This window comes from Kiritimatiellia bacterium, assembly GCA_018001225.1.
Lineage (GTDB): Bacteria > Verrucomicrobiota > Kiritimatiellia > CAIQIC01 > JAGNIJ01 > JAGNIJ01.
The window spans coordinates 40,407-55,676 of record JAGNIJ010000028.1 but is presented as its reverse complement, the minus strand read 5'-3'; the positions used below and the strand labels follow the sequence as shown (position 1 = coordinate 55,676).

Annotated in this window: 16 protein-coding genes; 10 read left to right on the top strand and 6 right to left on the bottom strand. The window is 62.4% G+C overall.

What is annotated here, in order from left to right; genetic code table 11:
- The first annotated feature begins 2,161 nt into the window (after positions 1-2,161).
- On the top strand, positions 2,162-3,370 hold the full coding sequence (locus KA248_10480) for an integron integrase (GenBank protein MBP7830331.1): 1,209 nt from the start codon (positions 2,162-2,164) through the stop codon (positions 3,368-3,370).
- Here the strand turns inward: KA248_10480 and KA248_10475 are convergent.
- A complete protein-coding gene (locus tag KA248_10475) occupies positions 3,358-3,885 on the bottom strand; it encodes an O-acetyl-ADP-ribose deacetylase (protein MBP7830330.1) in 528 nt (175 codons plus the stop codon). The genes KA248_10480 and KA248_10475 overlap by 13 nt on opposite strands.
- Before the next feature lie 178 nt (positions 3,886-4,063).
- Here KA248_10475 and KA248_10470 point away from each other — a divergent pair, with 178 nt between their 5' ends.
- Positions 4,064-4,201, top strand: coding sequence for a hypothetical protein (locus tag KA248_10470; GenBank protein MBP7830329.1), 138 nt, complete (start codon positions 4,064-4,066; stop codon positions 4,199-4,201).
- Here the strand turns inward: KA248_10470 and KA248_10465 are convergent.
- On the bottom strand, positions 4,183-5,604 hold the full coding sequence (locus KA248_10465; GenBank protein MBP7830328.1) for a glycosyltransferase family 4 protein: 1,422 nt from the start codon (positions 5,602-5,604) through the stop codon (positions 4,183-4,185). The two genes, KA248_10470 and KA248_10465, sit on opposite strands and share 19 nt — an antisense overlap.
- 191 nt (positions 5,605-5,795) lie before the next feature.
- Between KA248_10465 and KA248_10460 the strand changes: the two genes are divergently transcribed.
- From KA248_10460 to KA248_10425, 8 genes are all read left to right on the top strand, one after another.
- Positions 5,796-6,464, top strand: a complete 669-nt coding sequence (locus KA248_10460) for a DUF3943 domain-containing protein (GenBank protein MBP7830327.1) — start codon at positions 5,796-5,798, stop codon at positions 6,462-6,464.
- A gap of 134 nt (positions 6,465-6,598) precedes the next feature.
- Complete coding sequence (locus KA248_10455; protein MBP7830326.1) at positions 6,599-6,766, top strand: hypothetical protein; 168 nt, start codon at positions 6,599-6,601, stop codon at positions 6,764-6,766.
- A 7-nt stretch (positions 6,767-6,773) separates the two neighbouring features.
- Positions 6,774-7,613, top strand: coding sequence for a DUF3137 domain-containing protein (locus KA248_10450; GenBank protein ID MBP7830325.1), 840 nt, complete (start codon positions 6,774-6,776; stop codon positions 7,611-7,613).
- A gap of 34 nt (positions 7,614-7,647) precedes the next feature.
- Positions 7,648-9,087: a tetratricopeptide repeat protein gene (locus tag KA248_10445; protein ID MBP7830324.1), complete on the top strand. Its 1,440-nt coding sequence runs from the start codon at positions 7,648-7,650 to the stop codon at positions 9,085-9,087.
- 276 nt (positions 9,088-9,363) lie between these two features.
- Positions 9,364-10,314, top strand: coding sequence for a 30S ribosomal protein S2 (gene rpsB, locus KA248_10440; protein ID MBP7830323.1), 951 nt, complete (start codon positions 9,364-9,366; stop codon positions 10,312-10,314).
- A gap of 28 nt (positions 10,315-10,342) precedes the next feature.
- Positions 10,343-11,185: a translation elongation factor Ts gene (gene tsf / locus KA248_10435; protein ID MBP7830322.1), complete on the top strand. Its 843-nt coding sequence runs from the start codon at positions 10,343-10,345 to the stop codon at positions 11,183-11,185.
- Positions 11,182-11,865, top strand: coding sequence for a beta-phosphoglucomutase family hydrolase (locus KA248_10430; GenBank protein MBP7830321.1), 684 nt, complete (start codon positions 11,182-11,184; stop codon positions 11,863-11,865). Before tsf ends, KA248_10430 begins: the two co-directional genes overlap by 4 nt.
- Position 11,866: 1 nt before the next feature.
- On the top strand, positions 11,867-12,517 hold the full coding sequence (locus KA248_10425) for a LysE family transporter (GenBank protein ID MBP7830320.1): 651 nt from the start codon (positions 11,867-11,869) through the stop codon (positions 12,515-12,517).
- Between the two features lie 11 nt (positions 12,518-12,528).
- Here KA248_10425 and KA248_10420 read toward each other — a convergent pair whose 3' ends face one another.
- From KA248_10420 to KA248_10405, 4 genes are all read right to left on the bottom strand, one after another.
- The gene (locus tag KA248_10420; GenBank protein MBP7830319.1) at positions 12,529-12,729 is read right to left on the bottom strand and encodes a hypothetical protein; all 201 of its coding nucleotides are present in this window, start codon (positions 12,727-12,729) and stop codon (positions 12,529-12,531) included.
- 64 nt (positions 12,730-12,793) lie between these two features.
- Positions 12,794-13,927 (bottom strand): PAS domain-containing protein, encoded by a 1,134-nt coding sequence (locus KA248_10415; protein MBP7830318.1) that lies wholly within the window; start codon positions 13,925-13,927, stop codon positions 12,794-12,796.
- Positions 13,928-14,048: 121 nt separating this feature from the next.
- The gene (locus tag KA248_10410; GenBank protein ID MBP7830317.1) at positions 14,049-14,498 is read right to left on the bottom strand and encodes a hypothetical protein; all 450 of its coding nucleotides are present in this window, start codon (positions 14,496-14,498) and stop codon (positions 14,049-14,051) included.
- A gap of 62 nt (positions 14,499-14,560) precedes the next feature.
- The gene (locus tag KA248_10405; GenBank protein MBP7830316.1) at positions 14,561-15,175 is read right to left on the bottom strand and encodes a sigma-70 family RNA polymerase sigma factor; all 615 of its coding nucleotides are present in this window, start codon (positions 15,173-15,175) and stop codon (positions 14,561-14,563) included.
- Between the last annotated feature and the right edge of the window lie 95 nt (positions 15,176-15,270).

Sequence of the window (15,270 nt, the reverse complement as noted above, 5' to 3'; positions counted from 1 at the left end):
TAAATCAATCAGGGCGCGCCCTTGGCGGCAACCGCTTCGTTCTTGGTATTCGCTTGTACCGCCTTTGGCGCGCCCTTCCTTCACGATTTCAATCCTTTTCACAAATCATCCGACAATCCAACGCTAGCCATGTGCCGAACCTTTTCCGCGTTCACTGATTCCATTAGTGCCATTTGTTCCCGCCGCGGAAAAGGTTAGGCACCATGGCCTTGTTGGATGCAATTATTAAAACCTGTTCCACGGCTCTGAAACCAACCTCTACAGGCTCCTTCCTCGATTTCGCTTAACAGGAAGAGGCATTCATCTTTGACCATAGGAAATCTCTTCTATTCGGCTTTTCTATGGCAATCATCTTCCGGAATCTGTCAGGGCGCGCCCTTGGCGGGAACAGTTTATTCTCGGTATTCGCTTGTTCCGCCTTTGGCGCGCCCTTCCTTCATGATTTCATTCCTCTCCACAAATCATTCTTCCATCCAACGCTAGCCATGTGCCGACTGTTTTCGCGCCCCGCGAAAACAGTTAGGCACCATGGCCTTGTTGGCTGATTTTGTTGGTTTTGAATATCCAGTTAAGAATCATTGCTATACAGGACCATATTATCATCAAGTATCCTATAGGCAACAGAACTAAGCTCCTTCCTGCATATATATATTGAAAAGAAAGATACTCTATCAATTTGCGAATGCGCTCTTCTCGTGTATAAAGAAATGTGCTGCTCCACTGTATTAAGATGGTAAGGCTCAGAATCAGTAGGCCGCCTGCGAATAGTAGAATCACCGACTTATTAGAATATAGTTCATACTCGTTATATGCCCAGATAAATCCGATTGTCGATCCGACTCCCAGCGCTATGAGCATGAATGTTGTCATTTCATCACCAGCCAACGCTAGGCGTTTGACGACCTGTGGCCGCGCCCCGCGGACACAGGTTAGTCAGAACGCCCTTGTTGGGGCTTTAATGCTTTTTCAACCTCCGACATGCATGGTGCAACCAAAAGCGAAATCCTCCATCCTATGAATGCAGACAGAAACAGCAATACCGTTCCCTTGAAGATGACTAGTATCACTTGCCTCCAAGGAAATAAAAAGAAGTTTATCAGCCATATGGGCCATAGTACTACCCCGGCGAGCAACATTGCAATTAAACGATTGCGCCTTGGTCGCCTATCCAATGAACCGATCAGCGTAAACGTTATGATTCCTGCGACCAATTCCAGACCGAACGAAAGATAATTGCTCTGAATGGATAAATAGAATAATGCCTTTTTTACGAGATAGTTGAGCATTCCTCCCACAAGCAACAGAACAAGAACATCTCTTGTTAACCGTTTTGACTGAAGTGTGTTCATTTTCGCGCCCCAACGTCAGCGTTCAGGCGAACCTTTTGAGCGGCCCCCGCGAAAAAGGTTAGCCTGAAACGCCCTTGTTCGGGAAATCTTCAGCGTCCTCTTTCACGTGAACCAACCCCGCCACCTTTTCCAAAGCTGGCGCTTAGCCCAATGCATCGCGCCCTTTTGCTCTTCCCAGTCTTGGAGCCATCGTCGATCCATTGTTGCTGGCACTTTTCCGAACGTAATATGGGACAACGTTTACATTTTTACGCGGTATTAGTTAATTGTTTGCGCCTCAAACAGGATGCACCACTTACCTCGGGAGGAAGTGTACTTGGGGGGAGGGGTTGCTGGCAAGGGAAAAGTGCGTTACGTCTTGATTCCGAGGGTGTTCCTTTGAATGCCTGCGGACGGGGCGGAGGGTCCGATTGGGGGCAAGGGAGGGCCGATGATAGGGCAAGGTTGTTCTAAGCAAGAAAAGTTGTGGAAAGATGGAGGGCTGGATCCTTTCTAGTGAATGGAGGCCCTCTATGTGGACGGAAAACAGAAGTCGAGGTTTTAGCCCGTTACGCTGGCTCAATTACTTTCGGCAAGGGAGAGCGTCGCCTGCAGCGGTAGCAACAAGCACAGGCGAAGCCCTCCCCGGCCGACCCGAAACGAAGCAGGCGGCAGGCCTTGCCGCAGGTCCCGTCGCGGCACGGGATATCGAGGATGAATTGGCCCGATTCGGCGAGTATCTGCTGCGAAAGGGGCTTGTGTCCACACGCACGGCGCCTTTCATGGTGGGGTGGGCCAGGAAGTTTCTCAACTTTCCGGTCCAAAACACGAAGATGACACTTCGCGAGCGCCACGGGCTGTTTATCCAGCAATTACGAAAGCAGGAACGCCCCGACTGGCAATGCGATCAGGCAGAACGCGCGCTTCGCCTTTTTCTTCACAACTTCAAAGAAGAAAAGGATTGGACTGTCCGAAGCGCCGGGTTGGTCGCGATCGGCAAGGATGGCCGCGCGGCCCTCGCCGACGTACGGCAGGCCTTGCGTACACAGTTGCGCATCAAGCATTACTCCTTTCGCACGGAACAAACCTACATCGACTGGGTGGAGCGCTTTTTCGAGTACTTGTCCGACGTGGAGAAATACGTGCCGGGGCTGGGGATGGTGACACCGCAAGCCGTAAAGGACTTCCTGGCATGGCTGGCGCTACGAAGAAACGTTTCGGCATCCACCCAGAACCAGGCGTTCAGCGCGCTCTTGTTCATGTGCCGCGAAGTCCTGAACATAGAGCTCTCGTCCATGGAAGAAGGCGTGCGCGCCAAGCGCGGTCGCAGGCTGCCGGTGGTGCTTTCCGTAAAGGAAATGCGATGCCTGCTCCAGGCCATGCAAGGCACAGCGCGCTTGATGGCGGAGGTGATATACGGGGGAGGCCTGCGAGTCATGGAATGCTGCCGGCTGCGCATCAAGGACCTCGATTTCGAGAATTCGCTCGTTTTTGTTCGAGCCGGAAAGGGGGACAAGGATCGTTCAACGCTGATGGCCGATTCGGTCAAGGCGGCCCTGCGCGCGCACCTGGCCCATGCCCGCCAACTATTCGACAGCGACCGCCTGTCCCAGATCGGCCCGGTATACATGCCGGACGCGCTGGCCACCAAGTATCCCAATGCCGGCCGCGAATGGAGTTGGTTCTGGGTTTTCCCCAGTCCGACGCTGTCGACGGATCCGCGGGCCGGCGTGGTGCGAAGGCATCATATCAGCGACGTGGCCATTCAGAAGGCCGTCAGGGAAGCGGCCCTCCGGACCGGGATCCCAAAGCCTTTGTCCGTCCATACGCTGCGACACAGTTTCGCCACTCATCTTCTGCTGGCCGGCGTAGACCTGCGACAAATCCAGGAATACCTCGGGCACACGAATGTCGAAACGACCATGATTTACACCCATGTGGTAAAGGATTTCCGCGCCCCCGCCCAAAGCCCGCTGGACGCCCTGATGGACAACGACAACCCGGCGCGCCGCGGTGCCGAGACGGGAGATCAGGCGAGGTGATCGCGCGCCTGCCGGTACAGCTCAAGGTCGCCTGCTGAAAAGCATACGTGCACGACCCTCTCTATTTCCGCATGGTCGCGCAGGTAATCGGTCACCGTGGAAAGAGCGACTTCGGCCGCGCTTCGAATGGGATAACCGTACATTCCGGTGCTTATGCACGGGAAGGCCACGGTGCGCAAGCCGTGGCGCGACGCCAGGGCCAAGGAGTTTGTATAACAAGCGGCCAACAGTTCCGGTTCCCCGTGATGTCCGCCCGACCAGACCGGCCCCGGAGTGTGAATGACGAAGCGGGCCGGCAATCCGTAGCCCCGGGTGAGGCGGGCCTCACCGGTCGGGCATCCGCCCAACCGCCGGCACTCCTCCAGCAATTCGGGTCCTGCCGCGCGATGAATTGCGCCGTCCACCCCTCCGCCACCCAGCAAGCTGGGGTTGGCCGCGTTGACAATGGCATCCACGGACTGCCGGGTGATGTCGCCCTGAACAATCTCTATTCTCCTCCACACCTCAAGGTTCATAGCGTCGCCTTTCCCGACCTTCACTTGTATGACAAGCTTGCGGTATACTTCAAGAGGAGAGGCCGCCCCCCCGGATTGCCGGGCACCTCATGAACTCCGTTATAGAGAACCGGCCGCGCTTTATGCTCGATCACATGGCGACCAAGTTGGGAAAGTTCCTTCGCCTTCCCGGGGCCGAATGCGTCCGAGTGTCTGGCTTCGGCATGAACACCTTCTGCGATGCCCGGCCTGCGGCACGATATTCTGGAGGGGAAGCCATGTGCGCGACACACGCCATAAACCGGGATGGCCCCCGCCTCACGTCCGGAGCAGATAGAACCGATCCGGCGCCAGGAACATATCGAGAAGCTTGTCGGGATTCATGGGCTCCGTCGGGCCCGGTTCACTTTCAAGGACATGGTTGTATATTTCGAGCAGGCGTTGCCCGTATTGATCCAAATTGAAGAGTTGTTCCGTCAGGCGCCGGTTCTTTTCGACCACGGGCGCAGGCTCCCGGCCGGATGAAAGGAGGGAAGGGGAAAGCTCCCTTATCGTTTTCTTCCCCATCCTGACGCGACGGATGACTTTTTCCTGCAATGCTTCATCCAGCCGGCCGAAATCCACCCGGTCCCTTTCACAAGCGGCGGCAAAGGCCTTGTCCACGTCGCCGCGGCGAGGCGACCGGCCGTAGGCAGCCAGGAGGGCCGGCCAAGCCTCCTCGATGGAGTTCCGCAAGGCCACAGGATCGACCCACTCCAGGGGAACAAGCAAGCGGGCATAGAGGCCGGACAGATCCAGCCCCTCGTTCTTGAAGTCGCTGGTCATTTCCGGCAAATCACGACCCAGCAGGGGGCGGCCCGCCAGCCACGGTTCGAGAAAGGCCAGGCCAAAGCCCTCGGCCACGCTGGTGGTGACCACGGCGGTTGCCCGGGCCAGCAATTGAGGGAAAGAGGCGGTCCCGTCACGGCCTACTTCGAACTCCATGGGCAACATCAACTCGCGCGCGAAAGCGATCCACCGGTCGTAGATGAGGCGATCGCCTGCACTTGTGGGCGCGAGGGTAATGGCAAAGCGATCGTTCTTGCGGCCCACGGCCGCCCAAAGGAGAAATTCTCCGATGTTCTTCCGCCGAATTGCGCGCGTGGGATAGAGAAACAGCCCTGCCTTCGCGGGGGACGCGAGCGGGCACATGTTCCCGGCGACGCCGTCCCGCAAATCCACCGGGTTAGGCAGGAAGTGCAGACGCTCCGGGGCCACGCCCGCCGCGCGAAGAAACGCCAGATCGCGCGTATTCAGCGTGGCATAATGTATATGGAGGGCCTGCGGATAAAGGCGCCGCCCCAGCAGGGACGCGCGCCTTTCGCCCACGTGCTCCAGCAGGCTACGGTAGTTGGCGGGGCGCCCGTCTTCCGGAAAATCATGGATTTGCAGGAGCAAGCGCTGGCCTTCAGCAGCGAGCCGCTCGATGACCAGCGGCACTGCGCCGCTTTTTCCCAGGGAATGATTATGGAAATGCCAGAGATCGGGCGGCCCGCCCAAGGCCTTGCGTGCGGCATCCTTCAAACGGTCGGCCAGCCCTTCGGCCGCCAAGTCCGAGCCGGCGAGATCCTCGGCGTATCCGAGCCCGTCCACCTCGCGGACGCATGACCCCTCCGGCACGTCGCGATGCTCGGACGGCCCGGCCAGCACGACCACCCGCGCCCCCGATTTCGAAAGGGCGGCCAAGGCATGCCCGATCACGCGGGTGACGCCGCCGGGACGCAGGTGAAAATGAGCAATAGCCAGGCGACGGGGATATTTCATGCCGGGCGCTCCCGCGCCGGCCGGGCCGCCGACTGGCTTTTCCGTTCGTTCATTGCTGTTTCCTCATAGCAACAGAATGCGACGGCGTCGAGTCGGTTTACGGCCGCCACATTGACGCCGGCTTTCTTTTGGCCTACGTTTTTCGCGTGCGCCGCTTCTGCCAGATCCTCCCCGTCCTGACCCGGTTTCTTTCCCGGCACGCGCCTGCCGTGCTGCTGCTGATCGCGCTTTCGTGGCCGGCCCGCGGCAAGGCCGCGTCCGGGCAGGCCATCCACGCCGAACCGGCCCGGCGGACCAGCCTGGGCTGGATGACCGCGGGATTCATGCTGGTCTCCTTTCCCATCATTGCCGCTCACCGGCACAATCCGGATTGGCGGGATCCCGATCACGATTTCGAGGACGGGTTCACGCAGCCGCCGGTGTGGGACAAGGACGACCCGGTGTTCGACTACGTGCTTCACCCGCTGGCCGGGGCGGAGTACTACCTCGTGGCGCGGAACCGCGGCTGGGACCTGTGGGGCTCGTTGGCCTACAGCGCGGCGCTGTCGGCGTTCTACGAGTACATCCCCGAGAACATGGTCCAGCAGCCGTCCGCCGTGGACCTGCTGGTCACGCCGCTGGGCGGGGCGCTGCTCGGCGAGGCGCGGTACCGGCTGAAGGAATGGATCCGGCGCGACCCCTCCCGCGTGGCCGCCCCCCGGTTCTGGATCAGCCTGCTCGACCCGCTGGACATCTCGCTCGGGGGCTACCCGGACGGGCGGGCGCGGTTGTATTTCAACTGGAAGCACGCGTTCTGAACATTTCGGTTGCCCGGGCCCCGGCGCCGCCCTATCCTTCGTTCCATCGCCGGCCGACGGCGATTTTTGCGCGGGGAGGAACGTATGGGTTGGATTACAGGCATTCCGGTCGTCTGCATCCCGGCGGGCCCATCATGAAATCCATCGAGGAATTCAAGGCGTTTTACCAGAGCACGATCCTGCCCGACCTGGAGAAGATCGACGAGGAACGCAAGGCCGTTCGGAACCGCGTAATGATCTTCTGGCTGGTGACGGCCGGGCTGATCGTCCTGGTCCTGGCCGTCGGCGGACTGCTGGAATAATCCCGCCATGAAACCCGATCTTCTCCCTGTCATCCTTATCGGACTCTGCGCCATCGCGCTGTTCGGCGGCTGGTTTGCCGTCTATGCGTGGACGGAGCGGAAATCCCGGGAGTACATCGCCCGCTACAAGAACACGGTTGTCGGGAAGATCATCGAATTCATCGAGCCCGGGTTGAAGTACGAGCCGGCGTCCCGCGTGACCGAGCCCGTGTACGCGGAGAGCGGCCTGTTTCCGCGAAAGTGGGACCGGTACCGGGGCGACGATTTTGTGCAGGGCCAACTGGGCCGGACGCCGATGTTCTTCTCCGAGCTCCACACGCAATACAAGACCCGGGACCGCACGTCCAAGGGCGGAACGCGCGAAACATGGCACACGATCTTCCGCGGCCTGTTTTTCGTATGCGAGTTCAACAAGACGTTCCAGGGGCGCACCTACGTGTTGCCGGACACGCTGGAACGGCTGTTCGGCGATTTCGGCGCGGCCTTGCAGTTCGGAAGCAGCCGGTACGGAGAACTGGTCAAGCTCGAGGACCCGGAATTCGAGAGGCAGTTCGCCGTGTACGGTTCGGACCAGGTCACGGCCCGCTATGTCCTTTCGACAAGCCTCATGGAGCGCTTGAAGGCGTTCCAGGAAAAATCCCGGCGCGAACTCCGGCTCGCCTTCGTGGACTCCAACCTGTACGCGGCCCTTTCGTTCGACCACGACCTCTTTGAGCCGCGCGTCTGGCGGTCGCTGATCGACTACGACGAGATCCGCGGCTACTTCGAGGACCTGCAACTCGTCATCGGGATCGTCGAGGATCTGAATCTCAACACGCGGATCTGGGGGGAGCGGGCCGGCGCGTGACAGCGCCGGGGGAACACAACGGAAGGAGGCCAGCATGTGGCGTATGGCTCTTGTCGCGATCGGATTCGGTGCGGCCGCGGCCCTGTGGGCTCCGGCGGCGGGAGCGGACGTCCCGGGGCGGGGCAAGGGTCCCGTCACCGGCGTCATCGCGGAGTTCGCTCGCGAGCGCAGGGCGGCCATGCTCCGCGTGGCGGAACAACAGGGGCTCGCCGTGCCGAGCGAATACGAAGAGCTCCTGGCGGCCATGGAGGCGGGCGACTGGCCGTCGGCCTCGAACCGCTTCGAGCGGATCAAGGCCCGGATCGGCCAGTATGAGCATTCCCGGTCCGATCCCGCGCTGGACAACGCCCTCTGGCCGTACGCCCAGGAGGCGGCCGGCGCGTTCGAGCAGGCGGCCCTCTGGGACCCGGACCTGCTCGACCTGTACGCGGAGGAAATGATGCGCGCGATCCCGGAGGGGGCCGTGTATTTCGGCGGCACCGATCCGGGCCGCTTCGTGATCACGGCCTATCGCATCGTCCGCGAACGGCCGTTCCACGTCATCACCCAGAACGCCCTCGCCGACGCCCAGTACATGGCCTACCTGCGCGAGACGGCGGACCCGGAACTGGATATTCCCTCCCCGGAGGACTGCAACGGGGCCTTTCAACAGTACGTCGAGGATATCCAGGCCGGCCGCATCCCGGCCGGCGCGGAGGTGAGCATCGAGGATGGGCGCGTGTCCGTGGTCGGGGTCCAGGGCGTCATGATGATCAACGGGATCATCTCGCGGATGATTTTCGACCGCAACAAGGACGCCCGCGATTTCTATCTCGAGGAGAGCTACGTCATCCCCTGGATGTACCCGCACCTCGAGCCGCGGGGGCTGATCATGAAGCTCAACGCCGAACCGGCCGAACTGACGCCGGAGATCATCGCAAAGGACCGGGCGTACTGGGATGACCTGACAAGCCGGCTGATGAATCATCCCGCCTTCCCCGGGAACGCGACGGCGCGGCGGACGTTTTCCAAGCTGCGCGCCGCCATCGCGGGGCTCTACCAGGCGCGCCGCCTGGCCGCGGAGGCCGATTACGCCTTCCGGCAGGCCCTCGCACTCGACCCGTACTCGCCGGAGGCCTGCTTCCGCCATGCCGACAGCCTCATGCAGGCGGGACGTTTCGACGAGGCGGCCTCCCTGATCCAAGGCCTCGCGGAGCACGATCCCGCCAACGAGCACGCCCGTTCGTTCTTGAACCAGATTCGCAACACTCAACAGCTGACCCAGCGGAGAAAAGAACTGGAGAAGAAAATCGCCGGCGGGGCTACGCCCGGCGAGGCCCGGGAACTGCTCGAAATCTATAGGCGGCTCGGTCTGACCGGCCTCGCCGCCGCGCTCCAGGCCCGACTGGACGAGGCCGGGGGTTCCGATGAACCTTCCCACTCGCCGGACGAGGAATCGTCCGCCGAAGAAGACCGTCCGGACATGCCGGATTAGCTTGGCCCCCGGCGCCCGGGCCGACCTGATCGGGTGCGGAGGTCTCGCCCGTTCCGTTCACGGCCGGGACGGCCGTGTCACTCTCCTGACCTTATCCCTCGCTCAAGATCCAGGCGCGGTCGCGGAATTCTGAAAAAGCCCTTGCGCGGCCGGCCGGCCGTGGTATAGTCCGCGCCCTAGTCCTGCGTGTGCGGGACGGAAGCGAGCGCCCCGGGTTCTCCGCCCGGGGCCAAAGCGGATTCCCCGGCTTAGCCGGGGCAACAGACGGAGGCCGTCGTGGTCGCAGCTACAGGTGTAGTCCGTTCGGACGTCAACGTTCAGGATCTGCTCGAAGCGGGTCTGCATTTCGGTCATCAAACCAAGCGCTGGAATCCCAAGATGAAGCGGTTCATCTTCGGAGAGCGCAACGGGATCTATATCCTCGATCTCGCGAAGACCGTGCCTCTGCTGATGGAGGCGCGGCAGTTCATCTACGACACGGTCATCCGGGGCCGCTCGGTGCTGTTCGTGGGCACCAAGAAGCAGGCCCAGGACCCGCTGAAGGAGATGGCGGAGAAGTTCAAGCAGCCGTTCGTGGTCAACCGGTGGCTCGGTGGCACGCTGACCAACCTACTGACCATCCGCAAGAGCGTCGGCCGCATGAGCGAGATCGAGAAGATGGAGCAGGACGGCACGCTCGACAAGATGCCGAAGAAGGAAGTGGCGCGCATCAAGCGGGAGCTGGAGAAGCTGCACTACAACCTGAACGGCATCCGGGACATGCAGGAGCTGCCCGGCGCCGTTTTCGTGGTCGACATCTGCCGCGAGGCCATCGCCGTGGCCGAGGCCGTGCGCCTGAACATCCCGGTCATCGCTCTGGTGGACACCAACGTGGATCCGGACCCGATCAGCTACCCGATCCCGGGCAACGACGACGCGATCCGGGCCATCCGGCTCGTTGTGGACCTGGTCGGCAGCACCATCCAGCGCGCGATCAACGAGGGCGCGAAGCTGGCCGCGGAGGAGGCCCGCAAGAAGGCCATCGCCGAGGCCGAGGTGGCCGCGCGGGCCAAGGCCGCGGAGGAAGAGCGGAAGGCCCGCGAGCGCCTCGCGAAGAAGGCGAAGGCCGATCTCGCGGCCGCCAAGGCGAAGGCGGAAGCGGACGCGGGCGGGGCCGCCGCCCCGGCGGCCCCGGAGAGCGCCCCGGCACCCGAGCCGCCGGCCGACGACGCCGCGCCTTCGGCATAATCAGGAATCGACAAAAAAGGAGCTTACCATGGTCGAAATCAGTGCGGCGCTGGTCAAGGAACTGCGCGAGGAAACCAATGTCGGAATGATGGAGTGCAAGAAGGCACTCGTCGAAGCCGGCGGCAACAAGCAGGAGGCCGTCCGCATCCTGCGCGAACGGGGTCTAGCGATCGCCGGCAAGAAAGCCTCGCGGACCGCCAAGGAAGGGCAGGTGGCCGCCGAGATCCGCCAGGGCGGGAAACTCGGCGCGATGGTCGAGGTGAATTGCGAGACGGACTTCGTCGCACGCAACGAGTCGTTCCAGGCCTTTCTCCGCTCGGTAGCGGAGAAAGCGCTGACGGTGCAGGGCGATCTGGCCGAGGCCATGAAAGATGTCCTGACGGCCAAGATCACGGAGATCGGCGAAAACATGCTGGTCCGCCGGAGCGTCCGGTTCGAGGTGAAGCAGCCCGGCATCGTGGCCAGCTATATCCACCTGGGCGGCAAGGTCGGCGTGCTGGTCGAGGTCGGCTGCGGGACCGACGCGACGGAGAAGAACGAGGCCTTCCGCGAGATGGTCAAGGACGTCACGCTGCACATCGCCGCCTGCCAGCCGCACTACCTGGTGCGGCAGGACGTGCCGGCCGAGGTGGTCAAGGCGGAGTCCGACATCTACGCCAAGCAGGTGGAGAACAAGCCGCCGCAGATCGTGCAGAAGATCGTGACGGGCAAGCTGGAGAAGTTCTACGGCCAGGTGTGCCTGGTGGAACAGGGCTTCGTGAAAGATCCCGACATTTCCATCACCGAATTGCTGGCCGCCAAGGGCAAGGAGATCGGCGACACGCTGACGATCCGCCGCTTCGCCCGGTACCAGGTGGGCGAGCAGATTTGAGCGGACCGGCTCCATCGGGGGTCATCTTCGACTGGGACGGCGTGGTGGTGGATTCCGCGGGGCTCCACGCCTTGAGCTGGGAGCGCATGGCCGACGCGCGGGGCGCCGTCCTGCCGGACGGCCTGCGCGCGCGCATCGGCAGCCTCGGGGTCAAGACCGAGTTTGTGATCACCGACATGCTCCGCTGGGCGGCCGACCCGCAGGACGTGAAGCGGCTGGCGCTGGAGAAGGAAGCCGTATACCTGCGCCTCGTGCGCGAAAAGGGGCAGGCGCCGCAGCCCGGCCTGCGCCGGCTGCTCGAAGGCCTGGCCGGCCGGGGCATCCCCTGCGCGATCGGCTCTTCGGCGCTCCGCGGCAACATCGAGGCCTGCATCGACGCGCTGGGCTTCCGCCCGTTCTTCCGGGCCATCGTGACCGGCGACGACGTCCAACACGGGAAGCCCGCCCCGGACATCTTCCTTGAGGCCGCGCGGCGGATCGGATGCGCGCCCGGGGCCTGCGTGGTGTTCGAGGACGCCCCCGCGGGCATCGAGGCCGCGCGGGCGGCGGGCATGCGCGCGATCGGTATTCTCACCACCAATCCCTCCGAATCGTTGAAGCGCGCGGATCGGCTGATCCGCTCTTTCGAGGACCTGGCCTCGCCCGATCCGCTGGCCTGGTTCCACCCGGCGTCCGCCTGACATGAGCCCGTATCTTTTTCTTTTCTGGAGCACCTTCGTCATCACGCTGTCCGGCGCGATGATGCCCGGGCCCGTCCTCACGGCGACCATCAGCGAATCGCTCAAGCGCGGGTTCCGCGCCGGCCCGCTCATCGTGGCGGGCCACGCGTTGCTCGAGGTGCTGGTGCTGACGGGCGTCGTGCTGGGCCTGGGCCGGTGGATCACGATCCCGGCGGTCACGCGGGTTCTCGGGCTGGTCGGCGGCGGGCTGCTGATCGCCATGGGAGCGCACATGGCCTGGACGGCAGAATCGGCGGTGCGGGTCGCGCTGGCCACCCGGCCGGACCCGAAGGCCGCGGTGCGTGGCCCGATGCTGGCCGGTATCCTGACCTCCCTCTCCAACCCCTACTGGGCCATCTGGTGGGCGACGATAGGGCTGAACCTCGCGTCCCTGGCGCTGCAGGACGGGCTGCCCGGTCTTGCGGCCTTCTACTCGGGCCACATTCTTTCCGACCTGGCCTGGTACAGCCTCGTCGCCGCCGCCGTGGCCTCCGGGCGGCGCTTATGTCCGCCGCGGGTCTACCGAATCCTGATCACGCTTTGCGGGCTCGTGCTGGTCGGTCTGGGCGGCCTGTTTGTATACCGGCTGGGGCTTCAGCCTCCCGCGGCGTGAGCGGCGACGCTTCAGCGGCGCGACAGGCGCCGGAAGATGTAGAGCATGTAGGAGAGGAAAAACGCCGCGAACGATACGATGATCAGGATCGCGCCCGTCGTGAACATGGCGCCGCGCGGCTCGGCGCTCTGGCGGCCCAGCACGAACAGGACCATGCCGGTCCCGCCGGCGACGTAGCCCAGCACCCGTGTCGCCCAGTAGAGTTTCTTCATCGGTTCAACCCGTTCGCGGGCATACTACGCGGTCCCCCGGCGGGCCGGAAGGAAAAAGGCGGGATCAGATGTCGAGGATGGTATTCTCCGCGGCCCCCGAATCCTTGCGCTCGAGGTAGGGCACCGTTTTGAACTCCGAGACCGTGTTGAGCTTGAAGAGAATGTCCGTCATTTGCTCCACCGCCTCGCCGCACTGCGCCAGGAGGTGTTTCAGGGCCGGGCTCTTCAGGTCCTCGGTCAGCCGCCGGACCAGCTCCAGATTGGTGGACAGCACCGTGGCCGGTTGACCGAGATGGTGGCAGGCGGCGCCCACGCTGGCCAGCATCGCCCGCTGGCGTTCGGACTGGCGCATTGCTTCTTCGGCGCGATTACGGTCCGTCAGGTCGGTGAACGAGAGAACCATGCCGATCACGCGGCCCTCGGCATCGCGGTTGCAGGCCGCGTTGGCCAGGACGTGAACATGCGAGCCGTCCTTGCAGATCGCCAACAGTTCTTCCGACCACGATTCGTGATCGACTATCAGCGACCACCACAGCAGCGGTTGATGCTCCGGCGGCGCGTCGGGCGAGAGAGGGGCCAGCATGGGCCGCAGATCCTTGCCGGCCAGTTCATCGGGCCGAGCATAACCCCACATAGCCGTAAAGGCCGGGTTGGCGTACTCGATCACCGCTTCTTCATTCGTAATGACAATGCCGTCCCGGGCGTTCTTCAGGGCATTGTGCTCCGTCCGAAGGCGCGCCTCCACGTACTGCCGTTGAGCCATATCCCGCAGAAACAGGCATAGTCTCGGATGGCTTTTCCGGATGATATGCACCGCGATTTCCGCCGGGAAACGCGCACCATCCTCGCGAATACAGGAAGCCTCCATCAGGAGATACGGCTTATCGCTTTGTAAATTTTGAAAAAGTCCGCCCAGTTCCGCCTCATTCAGGCCTGAAACCAGGCCGCCCAGCTTCATTTGCGCCATCCGCTCCATTGAATGGCCGAACAGGCTACAGGCATTGGAATTACAGTTGAGAAGACGTCCCCGGCGATCGACTAACAGGACCGCGTCAAATATACAATTTGTAATATCTTCTAAATCAGCAGGATGCATCCACTCCTCGCGTCCTGTTCTTGGCGCGCGCATGGCCACCACGGTGTCTACGAATGAGACAGGCGATGTGGTCACCCCACCCAATGCCGGCGCTTTTTTCACAGTCCGAGCGCCCTTATCTCCTTCGCCCATATTTGATCCCCCGCTATCCCGATGGATATAGATGCAGGAAGCGTACCAAGGGATTGCAGTACAAGCCTCGGCGACGGGACCCCGCCAACGGTCAGCGTTCCCAGTTGACCGGGCGGGAAGGCATCGGACCGTACTGAACTGCGCCGGGCCCGCTGTTTGATTGCGCCAGCATCATCACCGGCACCGGTGCGCGTGGCGCGAGGAGGGGTTGCGGCGGCACGATCACCGGAGCCGGAGCGGGCGCCGGGATGCTTGTTGCCAGAGTTGCGACGCGAGCGGATCTCACATGAAAACCAACCAGGACCACCAGCGCCGCAGCGGCGGCCGCGCGGAACAGCAGGCCGGTGTTCCAGAAAGAGACGCCGGACTCATGGGCCGGCTGGATGATCGGCTCCCGGAGACGGATTTGAATTTTCGCCGCACAGCGATTCTCGAAGCCGGCGTCCGGCGCCTCGTGGCCTTTGAACGCCATCCATTTCCTGGCGTTTTCCATGTCGGCCACAAAGGCCTTGCAGGCCGCGCACGCGGTCAGGTGCTGCACGGCCTCTTCCGGCAGAGTCCGTCCGTCGCAAAGCCCCGCCAGGTCTCGTGTACGTCGGCAGTTCATGGCGCAAAGTCCTTCAGTTCTTTTTGCAGCTGCTGGCGGGCATAGAAAAGACGCGATCGTATCGTCCCTTGTGAGCACCCCATCATGCTGGCGATCTCTTCGTGCGGTATGCCCTGTATATCGTGCATGATGACAACCACTCTGTGTTTCTCTGACAACGTCAGCAGCGCCGCGTTCAATTTTTCCTGCAGTTCCAGCAACGACACGTCGCGCACGGGCGATTCCCGGGCCCGCAGTTCCACGTACGCGGGGTCGCGCTCGGCGCCCGCGTCCATATCGTTCAGGCTCAACGCGAAACGGTTCTTGCGTGTCTTCAGGAAATTGATCGTGCGGTTCACGGCAATGCGATACAGCCAGGTGTAGAACGACGACTCGCCCTTGAAATGCCCCAGCGACTGAAAAGCCTTGATGAACACGTCCTGGACGCGATCCTCCGCGTCCTCCTTGTTCCCGGTCATATTGTAGGCGAGGGCATAGATCTTGCCCTGGTAGCGCCGGACCAGCGCGTCGTAGGCGTTCACGTCGCCCTGCTGCGCCTTCCGAACCAGGTCCCGCTCCTCGGCGGCCAACGCTGCCGGGCTCGCCTGCTCGCTGGTTGTTGCCTCTGTCATTGTGGTTTCAACGCATGGCGCGGGTACATCGCCCGCACCGCCGTGTCCGCTCTAAAAGGCCGCCACTTATACCAGACCCGCCCGCACCATGACAG